Raw genomic sequence first — 18,299 nt, forward strand, 5'->3', positions numbered from 1 at the left:
GCTTCGCAATCCGCGAAGGCGGCCGTACGGTCGGCGCAGGTGTGGTTGCCAAGATCCTCGAGTAACGCCAGAAAGTTCTCGTTGATCGGTAGTTTCGGGGTTGGCGGTGTCGTCAACCCCAAAATGGTTTAGGGGTATAGCTCAACTGGCAGAGCGTCGGTCTCCAAAACCGAAGGTTGGGGGTTCGATTCCCTCTGCCCCTGCCAACTCTCGCGTCGTATATGGCGCTTCGTTAAGGTGTTATGGCGAATCCTTCCGTCGAAACTGTAAATACATCCGGCGACAAGCTGATGCTCGTCGCGGGCGTATTGTTGGTCTTGGCCGGGTTCGTGGGGTTCTTCTGGCTCAGCGGCCAGGAATGGTACGTCCGCGGAGCCGCCTTGGCTGTTGGCGCTATCGCGGGTGTTGCAGTCGGTCTTCTCTCCGCGCCTGGCAAGGGTTTCATCGCTTTCGCCAAAGACTCGTACAAAGAAGTTCGCAAGGTTGTCTGGCCGACTCGTAAAGAGGCCACCCAGACAACGCTCGTAGTGTTCGGCTTCGTGTTCGTCATGGCGATCTTTCTTTGGATTAGCGATAAATCCATTGAGTGGGCGATTTTCTCGGTGATTCTGGGTTGGAAATGATATGAGCGATACTCCGGCATCCCCGAGCGGCAAACGTTGGTACGTGGTGCACGCCTACTCCGGCATGGAGAAGAGCGTGCAACGTGCGCTTCAAGAGCGCATCGAACGTGCTGGCATGCAAGACCAGTTTGGTCAAATCCTCGTTCCGACTGAAGAAGTGGTCGAGGTGAAGGGCGGTCACAAATCGGTGACCGAACGTCGTTTCTTCCCGGGCTATGTCCTTGTGGAAATGGAAATGACAGACGAAACGTGGCACCTCGTGAAGAACACGGCAAAGGTGACGGGTTTCGTAGGCGGTGCGCGTAATCGTCCGAGCCCGATTTCCCCGCGGGAAGTCGAGAAGATCATGTCGCAAATGCAGGAAGGCGTGGAAAAGCCGCGTCCGAAGACCCTGTTCGAAGTAGGCGAGATGGTGCGGGTGAAGGACGGTCCGTTCACGGATTTCAACGGCAGCGTCGAAGAAGTGAACTACGAAAAGTCGCGCGTCCGTGTTTCCGTTACAATCTTCGGCCGCGCAACGCCGGTCGAGCTGGAATTCGGCCAGGTCGAAAAGTTGTAATCCAGAATTTTACGGGGCGCGCCGATCGGTGCGTTCCGTATTTCGCGCTTACGGTCCGCGTAATGGCCGTTGAGGAGCGTAAGTAGTCTGTCTTTCGGCGAACGCGCGCTACTACTCACTGAATGTCCGCTTGTACTAGGGCGGCGTTCCTAAGAGGTTTTCAAAATGGCAAAGAAAATCATCGGCTTTATCAAGCTGCAGATTCCTGCAGGTAAAGCCAACCCGTCGCCGCCGGTCGGTCCGGCACTGGGCCAACGCGGCCTGAACATCATGGAGTTCTGCAAGGCGTTCAACGCGCAGACTCAAGCTATGGAACCGGGTCTGCCGATTCCAGTCGTGATCACCGCGTTCGCGGACAAGAGCTTCACGTTTGTTCTGAAGACGCCGCCGGCTACGGTTCTGATCAAGAAGGCAGCGAAGATCGACAAGGGTTCGGCCAAGCCGCACACCGACAAGGTCGGCAAGATCACCCGCGCTCAAGCTGAAGACATCGCCAAGACCAAGATGCCCGATCTGACGGCAGCTGATCTGGACGCAGCGGTTCGTACGATCGCTGGTAGCGCCCGCTCGATGGGCATCACCGTGGAGGGCGTGTAAATGGCTAAGCTTTCAAAACGTCTGCAAGCATTTGCAGCCAAGGTTGATCGTCAAAAGCTGTACGCGATCGACGAAGCTCTGTCGCTCGTGAAGGAATGCGCAAGCGCGAAGTTCGACGAGTCGATCGACGTTGCAGTGCAACTCGGCATCGACGCGAAGAAGTCGGACCAAGTGGTTCGTGGCTCGGTCGTGCTGCCGGCAGGTACCGGTAAGTCGGTTCGCGTGGCTGTGTTTGCACAAGGCGAAAAGGCTGAGCAAGCTCGTGCAGCCGGCGCAGAAGTCGTCGGTATGGAAGACCTGGCTGAACAAGTCAAGGCTGGCAAATTGGACTTCGACATCGTGATCGCTTCGCCGGACACGATGCGCGTTGTCGGTACGCTCGGTCAGATCCTCGGCCCGCGCGGCCTGATGCCGAACCCGAAGGTTGGCACGGTCACGCCGGACGTCGCGACTGCAGTCAAGAACGCCAAGGCTGGTCAGGTGCAATTCCGTGTCGACAAGGCCGGTATCATCCACGCCACGATTGGTCGTGCTTCGTTCGAGCCGACGGCTCTGCGTAGCAACCTGAACGCTCTCGTCGACGCGCTGCAAAAGGCGAAGCCGGCAACGAGCAAGGGTGTGTACCTGCGCAAGGTTGCGCTGTCGAGCACGATGGGCGTTGGCGTTCGCGTCGACCAGGCATCGCTCGCAGCACAGTAATAAATTTCATCGCCTCGATGCGAGTCGAGGCGGTTTTATGGGCTTTGGGCGGTCGCAAGATGGCAGTCTGCATCGAGCGACCGGTTGTCAAAGACCGTTGGCGGGAACGCATCAGGTAGGCGAACCCTTAATGCAAAGCCAACGCAGATGGCGAACCCGAAAAGGTTTTGTAGTGATGAAACCGTTTGATGTCCGCAGCAATGTGGGCATCGGGCGGTCGAAATACTCCTGACTGGTCGGACGCCGTTATTGAACGCGGTACACAAGGCGCACGCTGCGTGTATCGAATCTGGAGGTTAACCGTGCCACTCAATAAAGAAAGCAAGCAGGCCGTCGTCGCTGAGGTTGCCGCGCAAGTCGCGAAAGCCCAGACCGTGGTTCTGGCTGAGTATCGTGGGATCACGGTTGGCGATCTGACCAAGCTGCGCGCGAAAGCGCGTGAGCAACAGGTTTACCTTCGCGTGTTGAAAAACACGCTGGCGCGTCGCGCTGTTGAAGGTACCCCGTTTGCTTCTTTGGCAGAGCAGATGACCGGTCCCCTGATCTACGGCATCTCGGAAGATGCCATTGCCGCTGCTAAGGTCGTCAACGACTTCGGCAAGAGCAATGACAAGTTGATCATCAAGGCTGGTTCCTACGAAGGCAAGGTGATGGACAAGGCTGGCGTGCAAGCGCTGGCAAACATCCCGAGCCGCGAAGAACTGCTCTCCAAGCTGTTGTACGTTATGCAAGCACCTGTTTCCGGCTTTGCGCGCGCTTTGGCCGCGCTGGCAGAAAAGAAACAAGGCGAAGAAGCTGCTGCGTAACGCACTTCAGTCGAGCGTGATTGATCGCTGGCTGTATCCGAATTCAATTTAGGAGTATTTCAAATGGCAATCGCAAAAGATGACATCCTCGAGGCAGTAAGCTCGATGTCGGTTCTGGAACTGAACGAGCTGGTCAAGGCGTTCGAAGAAAAGTTTGGCGTGTCGGCAGCTGCTGTTGCAGTGGCAGGCCCGGCAGGCGGCGGCGCTGCTGCTGCTGCTGAAGAGCAAACCGAATTCACGGTCAACCTGACGGAAGTCGGCGCGAACAAGGTTTCGGTTATTAAGGCTGTTCGTGAACTGACGGGTCTCGGCCTGAAGGAAGCGAAGGACCTGGTCGACGGTGCACCGAAGCCTGTTAAGGAGTCGGTACCGAAGGCTGCTGCTGAAGAAGCCAAGAAGAAGTTGGAAGAAGCCGGCGCGAAGGCTGAAATCAAGTAAGTTTCGGCGCGTTGTGCGAAGGCTGGCGGTTTTCCACCGCCGGCCTTTTTGTGCTTTGTGGGAACCATGTTTTTGTCAGCTAGTTTCGGCAAGAACAGGGGTCCCAGAAGCCAAAGAAAATCGCCTGTCGGCAATATTGACCGGCGCTTCTCTTTGTCTTCTGAAGCGACTGCAGAAGGCAAGTTTGGTCGGGTAGCGGGCAACATAGGCATCCGCTGCCGTCAGCCAGCGGTTGGTAGCGGCCAACCACCAAGCTTCTAGGCTCGTTCAAGCCATCGGACGGCCATCGGGTCTCAGTCGGTGAACACTCGGGTTGTCACATCAAGGTATCCTGCCTCGACAACAATGCCCGCCGTGATTCGGAGATCGTATGCAATATTCCTTCACCGAGAAGAAGCGCATTCGCAAGAGTTTTGCGAAGCGCCCCATCGTTCACCAAGTACCTTTCCTGCTGGCTACCCAGCTTGAATCATTCAGCACGTTTCTGCAAGCAGACACGTCGTCTACGCAACGCAAGCCGGAAGGCCTGCAGGCTGCGTTTACATCCGTTTTCCCGATCGTTTCGCACAACGGTTTCGCGCGTCTCGAGTTCGTCAGCTACATGCTGTCGCCGCCGGCATTCAACATCAAGGAATGTCAGCAGCGCGGTTTGACGTACTGCTCAGCACTGCGCGCGAAAGTGCGCCTGGTGCTGCTCGACAAGGAATCGCCGAGCAAGCCGGTCGTCAAGGAAGTGAAGGAACAGGAAGTGTACATGGGCGAAATTCCGCTCATGACGCCGACGGGTTCGTTCGTCATCAACGGCACGGAACGTGTGATCGTTTCGCAGCTGCATCGTTCGCCGGGCGTGTTCTTCGAACACGACAAAGGCAAGACGCACAGCTCGGGCAAGCTCCTGTTCTCGGCACGTATCATTCCTTACCGCGGTTCGTGGCTCGACTTCGAATTCGATCCGAAGGACGTGCTGTACTTCCGCGTTGACCGCCGTCGCAAGATGCCGGTCACGATCCTGCTGAAGGCGATTGGCCTGACGCCGGAACAGATCCTCGCAAACTTCTTCGTGTTCGACAATTTCACGCTGATGCCGGAAGGCGCGCAGATGGAATTCGTGCCGGAGCGTCTGCGTGGTGAAGTCGCGCGCTTCGACATCACGGACCGTGATGGCAACGTGATCGTCCAGAAGGACAAGCGGATCAACGCCAAGCACATTCGCGATCTCGACAACGCGAAGACGAAGTTCATCTCGGTGCCGGAAGACTATCTGCTCGGCCGCGTGCTCGCGAAGAACGTCGTTGACGGGGACACGGGTGAAGTCATCGCCAACGCGAACGACGAAATCACCGAAACCGTCCTCGAAAAGCTCCGCGAATCGAAGATCAAAGACATCCAGACGCTCTACACGAACGATCTGGATCAAGGTCCGTACATCTCGTCGACGCTGCGTATCGACGAAACCGCGGACAAGATGGCTGCACGCATTGCGATCTACCGCATGATGCGTCCGGGCGAACCGCCGACCGAAGAAGCGGTCGAGGCGCTGTTCAACCGTCTGTTCTACAGCGAAGACGCATACGACCTGTCCAAGGTGGGTCGTATGAAGTTCAACCGCCGTGTCGGTCGCGACGAAATCGTCGGCCCGATGACGCTGCAAGACGACGACATTCTCGCAACGATCAAGATCCTGGTCGAACTGCGTAACGGCAAGGGCGAAGTGGACGACATCGACCACTTGGGCAATCGTCGTGTGCGTTGCGTCGGCGAACTGGCGGAAAACCAGTTCCGCGCAGGTCTCGTGCGTGTCGAACGTGCTGTAAAGGAACGCCTCGGCCAGGCCGAAAGCGAAAACCTGATGCCGCACGACCTGATCAACTCGAAGCCGATTTCGTCGGCGATTCGCGAGTTCTTCGGTTCGTCGCAGCTGTCGCAGTTTATGGACCAGACCAACCCGCTGTCGGAAATCACCCACAAGCGCCGTGTTTCGGCACTTGGCCCGGGCGGTTTGACGCGTGAGCGTGCCGGCTTTGAAGTCCGCGACGTGCACCCGACCCACTATGGCCGTGTGTGCCCGATTGAAACGCCGGAAGGTCCGAACATCGGCCTGATCAATTCGCTGGCACTGTACGCGCACCTGAACGAATACGGCTTCCTCGAAACGCCGTATCGCAAGGTTGTGGACAGCAAGGTGACCGATCAGATCGATTATCTATCGGCGATCGAAGAAGGTCGTTACGTGATCGCTCAGGCGAACGCGGCGGTTGCTGCTGACGGCTCGCTGACCGACGAACTGGTGTCGTCGCGTGAAGCAGGCGAAACGCTGATGGTTACGCCGGACCGCATCCAGTACATGGACGTGGCGCCGTCGCAGATCGTCTCGGTGGCAGCATCGCTGATTCCGTTCCTCGAGCACGATGACGCGAACCGCGCATTGATGGGTTCGAACATGCAGCGTCAGGCTGTGCCGTGTCTGCGTCCTGAAAAGGCCGTGGTCGGTACGGGTATCGAACGCACGGTGGCAGTCGACTCGGGTACGACGGTTCAGGCATTCCGCGGTGGTGTGGTCGATTACGTCGACGCAGGCCGTATGGTGATCCGCGTGAACGACGATGAAGCCGTTGCTGGCGACGTCGGCGTGGACATCTACAACCTGATCAAGTACACGCGTTCGAACCAGAACACGAACATCAACCAGCGCCCGATCGTGAAGGTCGGCGATATCGTGTCGCGTGGCGACGTGCTGGCTGACGGTGCATCGACCGACCTCGGCGAACTGGCTCTCGGCCAGAACATGCTGGTCGCGTTCATGCCGTGGAACGGCTACAACTTCGAAGATTCGATCTTGATCTCGGAGAAGGTGGTTGCTGACGACCGTTACACGTCGATCCACATCGAAGAACTGAATGTCGTAGCTCGCGATACGAAGCTCGGACCGGAAGAAATCACGCGCGACATCTCGAACCTGGCTGAAGTGCAACTCGGCCGTCTCGATGAGTCGGGCATCGTCTACATCGGCGCTGAAGTCGAAGCAGGCGACGTGCTGGTCGGTAAGGTCACGCCGAAGGGCGAAACCCAGCTGACGCCGGAAGAAAAGCTGCTGCGCGCGATCTTCGGTGAAAAGGCTTCGGACGTGAAGGACACGTCGCTGCGCGTGCCGTCGGGCATGAGCGGTACGGTCATCGACGTTCAAGTGTTCACGCGTGAAGGTATTCAGCGCGACAAGCGTGCGCAACAGATCATCGACGATGAACTGAAGCGTTATCGCCTCGACCTGAACGACCAGCTGCGTATCGTGGAAGGCGATGCATTCCAGCGTCTCGCACGTATGCTGACCGGCAAGGTCGCAAACGGCGGTCCGAAGAAGCTCGCGAAGGGTACGAAGATCGAACAGGCTTACCTGGAAGATCTCGACCACTACCACTGGTTCGATATCCGCCTCGCGGACGAAGAAGCAGCGGCACAGCTCGAGGCTATCAAGGACTCGATCGAACAGAAGCGTCACCAGTTCGATCTGGCGTTCGAAGAAAAGCGCAAGAAGCTCACGCAAGGCGACGAACTGCCGCCGGGCGTGCTGAAGATGGTCAAGGTGTATCTGGCTGTTAAGCGTCGTCTGCAGCCTGGCGACAAGATGGCCGGCCGTCACGGTAACAAGGGTGTGGTGTCGAAGATCGTTCCGATCGAAGACATGCCATACATGGCCGATGGCCGTCCGGCTGACGTCGTTCTGAACCCGCTCGGCGTGCCGTCGCGGATGAACGTGGGTCAGGTTCTCGAAGTGCATCTGGGTTGGGCCGCGAAGGGTCTCGGCTGGCGTATTGCAGAAATGCTGCAACGTCAGGCGAAGATCGCAGAACTGCGCGAATTCCTGACCAAGATCTACAACGAGTCGGGCCGCGCTGAAGAGCTGGACAGCTTCACGGACGACGAAATCGTCGAACTGGCGAAGAACCTGCGCGAAGGCGTTCCGTTTGCCACGCCGGTGTTCGACGGTGCGACAGAAGAAGAAATGTCGCGCGCGCTGGATCTGGCATTCCCGGACGACATCGCGAAGAACCTCGGCATGACGCCGTCGAAGAACCAGGTGCGTCTGTATGACGGCCGCACGGGTGAGATGTTCGAGCGTACGGTGACTGTCGGCTACATGCACTACCTGAAGCTGCACCACTTGGTCGACGACAAGATGCACGCGCGTTCCACGGGCCCGTACTCGCTCGTGACGCAGCAGCCGTTGGGCGGTAAGGCGCAGTTCGGTGGCCAGCGTTTCGGTGAAATGGAAGTGTGGGCGCTCGAAGCGTACGGCGCATCGTACGTGTTGCAAGAAATGCTGACGGTGAAGTCGGATGACGTGGCGGGCCGGACCAAGGTGTATGAGAACCTGGTCAAGGGCGATCACGTGATCGACGCCGGCATGCCGGAATCCTTCAACGTGCTCGTGAAGGAAATCCGCTCGCTCGGTATCGATATCGACCTCGACCGCAACTAATCGGACTACGGAGAGAAAGCAATGAAAGCTCTGCTCGATCTATTCAAGCAAGTCCAACAGCCTGAAGTTTTTGACGCGATCAAGATCGGTCTGGCCTCGCCAGACAAGATCCGTTCGTGGTCGTTCGGTGAAGTCAAGAAGCCGGAAACCATCAACTACCGGACGTTTAAGCCGGAACGCGATGGTTTGTTCTGCGCGAAGATTTTCGGGCCGATCAAAGACTACGAATGCCTTTGCGGCAAGTACAAGCGCCTGAAGCATCGTGGCGTGATCTGTGAAAAGTGCGGCGTCGAAGTGACGCTCGCGAAGGTGCGTCGCGAACGGATGGGCCACATTGAGCTGGCCTCGCCGGTCGCTCACATCTGGTTCCTGAAGTCGCTGCCGTCGCGTCTGGGCATGGTGCTCGACATGACGCTGCGCGACATCGAGCGCGTGCTGTACTTCGAAGCATACGTGGTGATCGATCCGGGCATGACGCCGCTGAAAGCGCGGCAGATCATGACGGAAGAGGATTACTACAACAAGGTCGAAGAGTACGGTGACGAATTCCGTGCCGAAATGGGCGCGGAAGGCGTTCGCGAACTGCTGCGCGCGATCAACATCGACGAACAGGTCGAGATGCTGCGCACCGAACTCAAGAACACGGGTTCGGAAGCGAAGATCAAGAAGTACGCGAAGCGCCTGAAGGTGCTCGAGGCTTTCCAACGTTCGGGCATCAAGCCTGACTGGATGGTGCTCGAAGTGCTGCCGGTGCTGCCGCCGGAACTGCGTCCGCTGGTGCCGCTGGATGGCGGTCGCTTCGCGACGTCGGACCTGAACGACCTGTATCGCCGCGTGATCAACCGTAACAACCGGTTGAAGCGTCTGCTCGAACTGAAGGCGCCTGAAATCATCGTCCGCAACGAAAAGCGGATGCTGCAGGAAGCCGTCGATTCGCTGCTCGACAACGGTCGTCGCGGTAAGGCAATGACTGGCGCGAACAAGCGTCCGCTGAAGTCGCTCGCTGACATGATCAAGGGTAAGGGCGGTCGTTTCCGTCAGAACTTGCTCGGTAAGCGCGTTGACTACTCGGGCCGTTCGGTGATCGTGGTCGGCCCGACGCTCAAGCTGCATCAGTGCGGTCTGCCGAAGCTGATGGCGCTCGAACTGTTCAAGCCGTTCATCTTCAACAAGCTCGAAGTGATGGGTGTTGCTACCACCATCAAGGCTGCGAAGAAGGAAGTCGAGAACCAGACGCCGGTGGTGTGGGACATCCTCGAAGAGGTGATCCGCGAACATCCGGTCATGCTGAACCGTGCGCCGACGCTGCACCGTCTTGGCATTCAGGCTTTCGAGCCGGTGCTGATCGAAGGTAAGGCTATCCAGCTGCACCCGCTCGTTTGCGCGGCGTTCAACGCCGACTTCGACGGTGACCAGATGGCTGTGCACGTGCCGCTGTCGCTCGAAGCGCAGATGGAAGCGCGTACGCTGATGCTGGCGTCGAACAACATCCTGTTCCCGGCCAACGGCGATCCGTCGATCGTGCCGTCGCAGGATATCGTGCTCGGCCTGTACTACGCGACGCGTGAAGCAGTGAACGCCAAGGGCGAAGGCCTGACGTTCACCGGCGTGTCTGAAGCACTGCGTGCTTACGAGAACAAGGAAGTCGAGCTGGCCTCGCGCGTCAACGTGCGGATCACGGAAATGGTCCACAACGAAGACAAGTCGGAAGGCGCACCGGCGTTCGTGCCGAAGATCTCGCTGTACGCGACGACCGTCGGCCGCGCAATCCTGTCGGAAATCCTTCCGCCGGGCCTGCCGTTCTCGGTGCTGAACAAGCCGCTGAAGAAGAAGGAAATTTCGCGCCTCATCAACACCGCATTCCGCAAGTGCGGTCTGCGTGAAACGGTGATTTTCGCCGACCAGTTGATGCAGTCGGGTTTCCGTCTGGCAACGCGCGCCGGTATTTCGATTTGCGTCGACGACATGCTCGTGCCGCCGCAGAAAGAACAGATCGTCGGCGACGCCGCGAAGAAGGTGAAGGAATACGACCGTCAGTACATGTCGGGTCTCGTCACGTCGCAAGAACGCTACAACAACGTGGTCGACATCTGGTCGGCAACGTCGGAAGCGGTCGGCAAGGCGATGATGGAGCAGCTGTCGACGGAACCGGTGGTCGATCGCGACGGCAACGAAACGCGTCAGGAATCGTTCAACTCCATCTACATGATGGCTGACTCGGGTGCTCGTGGTTCCGCGGTTCAGATTCGTCAGCTGGCCGGTATGCGTGGCCTGATGGCGAAGCCGGACGGCTCGATCATCGAGACGCCGATTACGGCGAACTTCCGTGAAGGCCTGAACGTGTTGCAGTACTTCATCTCGACCCACGGCGCACGTAAGGGTCTGGCTGATACGGCACTGAAGACGGCAAACTCGGGTTACCTGACGCGTCGTCTGGTCGACGTGACGCAGGATCTGGTGGTGGTCGAGGACGATTGCGGTACGTCCAACGGCGTCGCGATGAAGGCGTTGGTCGAAGGCGGTGAAGTTGTCGAAGCGCTGCGTGACCGTATCCTCGGTCGCGTGACGGTGGCCGACGTCGTCAATCCGGAAACGCAGGAAACGCTGTACGAAACGGGCACGTTGCTCGACGAAGACGCGGTCGAAGAAATCGAGCGCCTCGGCATCGACGAAGTGCGCGTGCGTACGCCGCTGACTTGCGAAACGCGTTACGGTCTGTGCGCAGCCTGCTATGGCCGCGACTTGGGTCGTGGCTCGTCGGTCAACGTCGGTGAAGCAGTTGGCGTGATCGCTGCTCAGTCGATCGGTGAACCGGGCACGCAGCTCACGATGCGTACGTTCCACATCGGTGGTGCGGCGTCGCGTGCAGCAGTGGCTTCGTCGGTTGAAGCCAAGTCGAACGGTACGGTGCGTTTCACGGCGACGATGCGTTACGTCACCAACGCGAAGGGCGAGCAGATCGTCATCTCGCGTTCGGGCGAAGCGATGATCACCGACGACCACGGCCGCGAGCGTGAACGTCACAAGGTGCCGTACGGCGCGACGCTGTTGCAACTGGACGGCGCGCAGATCAAGGCCGGCACGCAACTGGCGACGTGGGATCCGATGACGCGTCCGATCATCACCGAGTACGGTGGTACGGTGAAGTTCGAAAACGTCGAAGAAGGCGTGACGGTTGCCAAGCAGATCGACGATGTGACGGGTCTCTCGACGCTGGTCGTGATCGACGTGAAGCGCCGCGGTTCGCAAGCGTCGAAGACGGTGCGCCCGCAGGTCAAGCTGCTCGACGCGAACGGCGAAGAAGTAAAGATCCCGAACACCGAGCACTCGGTGCAGATCGGCTTCCAGGTCGGCGCTCTGATCACCGTGAAGGACGGTCAGCAAGTGCAGGTCGGTGAAGTGCTGGCACGTATCCCGGTTGAATCGCAAAAGACTCGCGACATTACCGGTGGTCTGCCGCGTGTGGCCGAACTGTTCGAAGCGCGCTCGCCGAAGGACGCCGGTATTCTGGCGGAAGTCACGGGCACGACGTCGTTCGGTAAGGACACGAAGGGCAAGCAGCGTCTCGTTATCACGGACCTCGAAGGCAATCAGCACGAGTTCCTGATCGCGAAGGAAAAGCAGGTTCTGGTGCACGATGGTCAGGTCGTCAACAAGGGCGAAATGATTGTCGACGGTCCGGCTGATCCGCACGACATTCTGCGTTTGCAGGGCGTCGAAGCGCTGGCGCGCTATATCGTTGACGAAGTGCAGGACGTGTATCGTCTGCAGGGCGTGAAGATCAATGACAAGCACATTGAAGTGATCGTCCGTCAGATGCTGCGCCGCGTGCAGATCGTCGATAACGGTGACACGCGCTTCATCATGGGCGAACAGGTCGAGCGCTCGGATATGCTCGACGAGAACGACCGGATGGCTGCGGAAGGCAAGATCCCGGCAACCTACGACAACGTGCTGCTCGGTATCACGAAGGCATCGCTGTCGACCGATTCGTTCATCTCGGCGGCGTCGTTCCAGGAAACGACTCGCGTGCTGACCGAAGCGGCGATCATGGGCAAGCGCGACGATCTGCGCGGGCTGAAGGAAAACGTGATCGTTGGTCGTCTGATTCCGGCTGGTACTGGTCTCGCGTTCCACAAGGCACGCAAGAGCAAGGAACTGTCCGACCGCGAGCGTTTCGATCAGATCGCAGCGGAAGAGTCGTTCGAATTCGGTACGCCGGAAACGCCGGCCGCCGAACAGCAGCACTCAGGCGAGTAAGTCCGGGCGGCGCAAGCCGCTTGGGCTCACCAGCCAGCGAAGCCGCTCAGTTTCGACTGAGCGGTTTTTTTTTGTCCCACGCACTGCGGGTGCCTCATTTTTGTGCGTTTTTTGCGGATTCGTCGGCCGAACGGCTAACGTTGTCGCAAAGCGCGGGCGCAGCACGAATGCGTTGGTAAAATTCGTGTCACCGGCATCACGCTGCTTCTCTCCAATTCATGTCCCGTCCGCTCGAAATCCTCAACGAAGTTTTTGGCTACCCCGCATTCCGAGGACAGCAGGGCGAAATCGTCGAACACGTCGCCGGCGGCGGCGATTGTCTCGTGCTGATGCCAACGGGTGGCGGCAAATCGTTGTGCTATCAGATCCCGTCGTTGGTGCGGCGCGAGGCGGGCTGCGGAGCGGGGATTGTCGTGTCCCCGCTGATCGCACTGATGCAAGACCAGGTCGCTGCGCTGAAGGAAGTGGGCGTTAGGGCCGCGTATCTGAATTCGACGCTGTCGAGCGCCGAAGCGATGGCCACTGAGCGCGCGCTGCGCGAAGGCGAAATCGATCTGCTATACGTGGCGCCGGAACGATTGATGACGCCCCGTTTCCAGGAATTGCTCGAGCGCACGCGCATCGGGTTGTTCGCCATCGACGAAGCGCACTGCGTGTCGCAATGGGGTCACGATTTCCGCCCTGAATATATTCAGCTGTCAGTACTGCACGAGCGCTTTCCGAACGTGCCGCGCATCGCGCTCACCGCGACCGCCGACGCGATCACACGCGACGAAATCATCCACCGTCTCGCGCTCGATGACGCGCGCATCTTCGTCTCCAGTTTCGATCGCCCGAACATCCGCTATCGCATCGTCGAAAAGGACAATGCACGCACGCAGTTGCTCGACTTTATTCGCGCTGAACACTCGAAACCGGACGGTACGACCGACGCCGGCGTTGTCTATTGTCTGTCACGTCGCAAGGTCGAAGAAACGGCTGAGTGGCTGAAAGAGAAGGGGATGCGCGCGTTGCCGTACCACGCTGGCATGGAGTTCGAAATTCGCCAGAAGCATCAGGAGATGTTCCAGCGCGAGGAAGGCATCGTGATGTGCGCGACGATTGCGTTCGGTATGGGCATCGACAAGCCGGACGTGCGCTTCGTGGCTCACCTTGATTTACCGAAGAGTGTCGAAGGTTACTACCAGGAAACCGGGCGCGCTGGTCGCGACGGTATGCCGGCAAACGCCTGGATGGCGTACGGTTTGGGCGACGTTGTGCAGCAGCGCAAGATGATTGACGAGTCCGACGCCGACGACGCGCATAAACGCGTGCAGACTGGCAAGCTCGACGCGTTGCTCGGACTGTGCGAAGCGGCGACCTGCCGCCGTGTGCGGCTGCTCGCGTATTTCGGCGAGTCGAGCAAGCCCTGCGGCAACTGCGATAACTGTATCGAACCGCCCGACACATGGGACGCGACGCGCGAAGCGCAGATGGCGCTGTCATGTGTGTTCCGCGCGCAGCGGGCGAGTGGTTTTCACTTTGGTGCTGGGCACCTGATCGATATTCTGCGTGGCAACCGCAGCGAGAAGATCCTGCAGCGCGGCCACGAGAAGCTCACCACCTTCGGGATTGGGGCGGCGCTCGGCGAGCCGGAGTGGCGCGCCATTTTTCGCCAGCTCGTCGCATTTGGCTACCTCGCCGTCGACCACGAAGGCTTCGGCTCGCTGGTGCTGACCGAAGCCGCCAAAGCAGTGCTGAAGAGCGAGCAGAACGTAACAATGCGCCGCTACGTGAAGCCGACGCGTACCCGCCAGTCTTCCAGCCGCACCACTGAGCGCGCCGACCCGACGATCGGCATGGGTCCGCGCGAGCGCGCCCGCTGGGAGCGCCTGCGCGCCTGGCGCACGGAGACTGCGAAAAGCGACGGCGTGCCGGCCTACGTCATCTTCCACGACGCCACGTTGGCCGAAATTGCCCGCAACGGCCCTGATTCCATTGAGGATTTGCGCGGCATTCCAGGCATGGGCGCCCGCAAGCTGGACCGTTTCGGCGACGAGTTGCTGGAAGTCGTCGGCGCCGACTGAGCGCCGGCGAGCGCAGTTTCAGGTCGGCAGGCGTGCGAAACATCGCAACCTGTTGACTCCCTTAGCATTTTCGGAATATTATGCTAGGTTCCGGTTCTTGGAATGCCTGTGTGCGAAGTCAATTCGTGCGCTGATCCCTCGGTCCGGAAGTTCGATGCGCAATCGTTTCTGCTTTGCCCGGAAACAGATGCGTCGATTTTGTTCAATTTCAGGAATAAACAATGCCAACCATCAATCAACTGGTTCGCAAAGGCCGCGCGTCGGAAACGACGAAGAGCAAGAGCCCGGCTTTGCAGGACTGCCCCCAGCGTCGCGGCGTGTGCACCCGTGTGTACACCACGACGCCGAAGAAGCCTAACTCGGCACTCCGTAAGGTTGCCAAGGTTCGTCTGACGAACGGCTTCGAAGTTATTTCGTACATCGGTGGTGAAGGCCACAACCTGCAGGAACACTCGGTCGTGCTGATTCGCGGCGGCCGTGTTAAGGACTTGCCGGGTGTGCGTTACCACATGGTTCGTGGCTCGCTGGATACCCAGGGCGTCAAGGATCGTAAGCAGGCTCGCTCGAAGTACGGTGCGAAGCGTGCCAAGGCTGGCAAGTAATTAGCCGGTCAGTGTAGTTTCAGGTCGCCTTTAAAGGCGGTAATAGCGGTGGTGCCGGAATTGCCGGTGCTGTCGAGTAAGTGGTCACCCGACCAGGCTGGTAAGTCGTTAGAGATGAATCGGGTTAGTTGGTGGCCGCGGGGCTAAAAAATAGCTCCAACTGAAAAGTTAAAGGAAGAAACATGCCGCGTCGTCGCGAAGTCCCCAAGCGGGAAGTGTTGCCGGATCCGAAGTTCGGTAACGTAGATGTAGCTAAGTTCATGAACGTGCTGATGCTCTCCGGCAAGAAGTCGGTTGCTGAGCGCATCGTGTACGGCGCTTTCGAACAGATCCAGACCAAGGGTGGCAAGGACCCGCTGGAAGTGTTCACGGTAGCGCTCAACAACGTCAAGCCGGTGGTCGAAGTTAAGAGCCGCCGCGTTGGTGGTGCGAACTATCAGGTTCCGGTCGAAGTGCGTCCGTCGCGTCGTATGGCATTGGCGATGCGTTGGTTGCGTGAAGCCGCGAAGAAGCGCAGCGAGAAGTCGATGGCCCTGCGTCTGGCAGGTGAACTCTCCGAAGCGGCTGAAGGCCGTGGCGGCGCGATGAAGAAGCGCGACGAAGTTCACCGGATGGCAGAAGCCAACAAGGCGTTCTCGCACTTCCGTTTCTAAGCTTCCCGAACCCGGGTTTAGCAGAAAAAACGGAAAGAAATTCCGGGCGGGTGCGCTTACAAAGCGCCTCGCCCGTTTGTGTTACAGCGCGATGGGTATTTTCTCGCATCGCGTCATCCCAATAGAGGATCAAAGTGGCTCGCAAGACACCTATCGAGCGCTACCGTAACATCGGTATTAGCGCTCACATCGACGCCGGCAAAACGACGACGACCGAGCGCATCCTGTTCTACACCGGCGTGAACCACAAGATTGGTGAAGTTCACGACGGCGCTGCCACCATGGACTGGATGGAGCAGGAGCAGGAACGCGGCATCACGATCACGTCCGCTGCTACCACGGCATTCTGGAAAGGCATGGCCGGCGATCGCGCCGAGCACCGCATCAACATCATCGACACCCCGGGCCACGTTGACTTCACGATTGAAGTTGAGCGCTCGATGCGCGTGCTCGACGGTGCATGCATGGTGTACTGCGCAGTGGGCGGCGTGCAGCCGCAGTCGGAAACCGTGTGGCGTCAGGCGAACAAGTACAAGGTTCCCCGTCTCGCGTTCATCAACAAGATGGACCGTACCGGCGCGAACTTCTTCAAGGTTTACGACCAGCTCAAGCTGCGTCTGAAGGCAAACCCGGTTCCGGTCGTGGTGCCTATCGGCGCGGAAGAAAACTTCACGGGCGTCGTCGATCTGCTGAAGATGAAAGCGATCATTTGGGACGACGCGTCGCAAGGCACGAAGTTCTCGTACGAAGAGATCCCGGCGGAACTGGTTGATTCGTGCAACGAATGGCGCGAGAAGATGGTCGAAGCGGCTGCTGAGTCGAGCGAAGACCTGATGAACAAGTACCTCGAAGAAGGCGAGCTGACGGAAGCGGAGATCATCAAGGGTCTGCGCGACCGTACGATCGCTTGCGAAATCCAGCCGATGCTGTGCGGTACCGCGTTCAAGAACAAGGGCGTGCAACGTATGCTGGACGCCGTGCTCGACTTCCTGCCGTCGCCGATCGACATCCCGCCGGTTACCGGCGAGCTGGAAAACGGTGAGCAAGGTGAGCGCCGCGCTGCTGACGACGAAAAGTTCTCGGCACTGGCATTCAAGATCATGACTGACCCGTTCGTTGGCCAGCTGATCTTTTTCCGTGTGTACTCGGGCATTGTGAATTCGGGTGACACGGTGCTGAACGCGACCAAAGACAAGAAAGAACGTCTGGGTCGTATTCTGCAAATGCACGCGAATCAGCGCGAAGAAATCAAGGAAGTGCGCGCAGGCGACATCGCTGCAGCAGTCGGCCTGAAGGACGCAACGACCGGCGACACGCTGTGCGATCCGCAAAGCCCGATCGTGCTCGAGCGCATGATTTTCCCGGAACCGGTGATTTCGCAGGCTGTTGAGCCGAAGACGAAGCCGGACCAGGAAAAGATGGGTCTGGCACTGAACCGTCTGGCTCAAGAAGATCCGTCGTTCCGCGTTCAAACGGACGAAGAATCGGGTCAAACCATTATTTCGGGCATGGGCGAGCTCCACCTGGAAATTCTGGTTGACCGGATGAAGCGTGAATTCGGCGTCGAAGCAACCGTCGGCAAGCCGCAAGTGGCGTATCGTGAAACGATCCGCGGCAAGGCGGTGGACGTTGACGGCAAGTTCGTCAAGCAGTCGGGTGGTCGCGGCCAGTACGGTCACGCGGTCATCACGCTCGAGCCGAATGAGCAGGGCAAGGGCTACGAGTTCCTGGACGAAATCAAGGGCGGTGTGATTCCGCGTGAATACATCCCGGCAGTCGACAAGGGTATCCAGGAAACGCTGAAGGCTGGCGTGCTGGCAGGCTTCCCGGTCGTTGACGTGAAGGTTCACCTGACGTTCGGTTCGTACCACGATGTTGACTCGAACGAAAACGCGTTCCGCATGGCCGGTTCGATGGCGTTCAAGGAAGCAATGCGCAAGGCTCAGCCGGTCATCCTCGAACCGATGATGGCCGTCGAAGTCGAAACGCCGGAAGATTACATGGGCAACGTGATGGGCGATCTGTCGGGCCGTCGCGGTATTGTTCAGGGCATGGAAGACATGATTGGCGGCGGCAAGATCGTTCGCGCCGAAGTCCCGCTGTCGGAAATGTTCGGCTACTCGACCTCGCTGCGTTCGCTGAGCCAAGGTCGTGCAACGTACACGATGGAGTTCAAGCACTACTCCGAAGCACCGCGTAACGTGTCGGAAGCGATCATCAACGCCAAGTCGAAGTAATCGCGCGGCAAGTCATTCAACGATTAACTTTTTGAAAGAAGAGAAACATGGCTAAAGGTAAATTCGAACGGACCAAGCCGCACGTGAACGTCGGCACGATCGGTCACGTTGACCACGGCAAGACCACGCTGACGGCAGCGATCACGACGGTGCTGACCAAGAAGTTTGGCGGCGAAGCAAAGGCATACGACCAGATCGACGCGGCGCCGGAAGAAAAGGCGCGTGGTATCACGATCAACACGGCGCACGTCGAGTACGAAACGGCTAACCGCCACTACGCAC

The 18,299-nt window shown here is 58.7% G+C and carries 13 protein-coding genes, 1 tRNA gene and 1 pseudogene; all 15 read left to right on the plus strand.

The genetic code is table 11. The features are described 5' to 3' along the window. Nucleotides 1-65 (plus strand): annotated as a pseudogene (locus M0D68_RS36285) (elongation factor Tu); the annotation flags it as partial. 65 nt (nucleotides 66-130) lie between these two features. Continuing rightward, nucleotides 131-206: transfer RNA gene (locus tag M0D68_RS36290), tRNA-Trp, on the plus strand. A gap of 36 nt (nucleotides 207-242) precedes the next feature. Further along, nucleotides 243-623, plus strand: a complete 381-nt coding sequence (secE, locus tag M0D68_RS36295) for a preprotein translocase subunit SecE (RefSeq protein WP_046567533.1) — start codon at nucleotides 243-245, stop codon at nucleotides 621-623. Nucleotide 624: 1 nt separating this feature from the next. After that, complete coding sequence (gene nusG / locus M0D68_RS36300) at nucleotides 625-1,182, plus strand: transcription termination/antitermination protein NusG (RefSeq protein ID WP_007180147.1); 558 nt, start codon at nucleotides 625-627, stop codon at nucleotides 1,180-1,182. A 165-nt stretch (nucleotides 1,183-1,347) separates the two neighbouring features. After that, nucleotides 1,348-1,779 carry a 50S ribosomal protein L11 gene (gene rplK, locus M0D68_RS36305; RefSeq protein ID WP_025496715.1) on the plus strand — a complete coding sequence of 144 codons (432 nt, stop codon included), beginning with the start codon at nucleotides 1,348-1,350 and terminating at the stop codon, nucleotides 1,777-1,779. Then, a complete protein-coding gene (gene rplA / locus M0D68_RS36310; RefSeq protein WP_011490061.1) occupies nucleotides 1,780-2,478 on the plus strand; it encodes a 50S ribosomal protein L1 in 699 nt (232 codons plus the stop codon). Nucleotides 2,479-2,780: 302 nt separating this feature from the next. Next, on the plus strand, nucleotides 2,781-3,284 hold the full coding sequence (rplJ, locus tag M0D68_RS36315; RefSeq protein WP_054043370.1) for a 50S ribosomal protein L10: 504 nt from the start codon (nucleotides 2,781-2,783) through the stop codon (nucleotides 3,282-3,284). 63 nt (nucleotides 3,285-3,347) lie between these two features. Continuing rightward, a complete protein-coding gene (gene rplL / locus M0D68_RS36320) occupies nucleotides 3,348-3,722 on the plus strand; it encodes a 50S ribosomal protein L7/L12 (protein ID WP_054043372.1) in 375 nt (124 codons plus the stop codon). 370 nt (nucleotides 3,723-4,092) lie between these two features. After that, the gene (gene rpoB / locus M0D68_RS36325) at nucleotides 4,093-8,199 is read left to right on the plus strand and encodes a DNA-directed RNA polymerase subunit beta (protein ID WP_054043374.1); all 4,107 of its coding nucleotides are present in this window, start codon (nucleotides 4,093-4,095) and stop codon (nucleotides 8,197-8,199) included. A 21-nt stretch (nucleotides 8,200-8,220) separates the two neighbouring features. Continuing rightward, entirely contained in the window at nucleotides 8,221-12,459 is a 4,239-nt protein-coding gene (gene rpoC, locus M0D68_RS36330) for a DNA-directed RNA polymerase subunit beta' (RefSeq protein WP_093647725.1), read from the plus strand. Between the two features lie 218 nt (nucleotides 12,460-12,677). Further along, nucleotides 12,678-14,525 carry a DNA helicase RecQ gene (gene recQ / locus M0D68_RS36335; RefSeq protein WP_200650933.1) on the plus strand — a complete coding sequence of 616 codons (1,848 nt, stop codon included), beginning with the start codon at nucleotides 12,678-12,680 and terminating at the stop codon, nucleotides 14,523-14,525. Nucleotides 14,526-14,746: 221 nt separating this feature from the next. Then, complete coding sequence (rpsL, locus tag M0D68_RS36340) at nucleotides 14,747-15,127, plus strand: 30S ribosomal protein S12 (protein ID WP_006998493.1); 381 nt, start codon at nucleotides 14,747-14,749, stop codon at nucleotides 15,125-15,127. A gap of 182 nt (nucleotides 15,128-15,309) precedes the next feature. Then, nucleotides 15,310-15,780, plus strand: coding sequence for a 30S ribosomal protein S7 (gene rpsG, locus M0D68_RS36345; protein WP_006053291.1), 471 nt, complete (start codon nucleotides 15,310-15,312; stop codon nucleotides 15,778-15,780). Between the two features lie 134 nt (nucleotides 15,781-15,914). After that, nucleotides 15,915-18,017, plus strand: coding sequence for an elongation factor G (fusA, locus tag M0D68_RS36350; RefSeq protein WP_093647721.1), 2,103 nt, complete (start codon nucleotides 15,915-15,917; stop codon nucleotides 18,015-18,017). A gap of 47 nt (nucleotides 18,018-18,064) precedes the next feature. Then, on the plus strand, nucleotides 18,065-18,299 hold a 235-nt coding region (locus M0D68_RS36355), incomplete at its 3' end, for a GTP-binding protein (protein ID WP_254609635.1).

The sequence above is a fragment of the Paraburkholderia sp. SEWSISQ10-3 4 genome, from assembly GCF_030464785.1.
In the GTDB taxonomy this organism is placed as follows: Bacteria; Pseudomonadota; Gammaproteobacteria; order Burkholderiales; family Burkholderiaceae; genus Paraburkholderia; species Paraburkholderia aspalathi.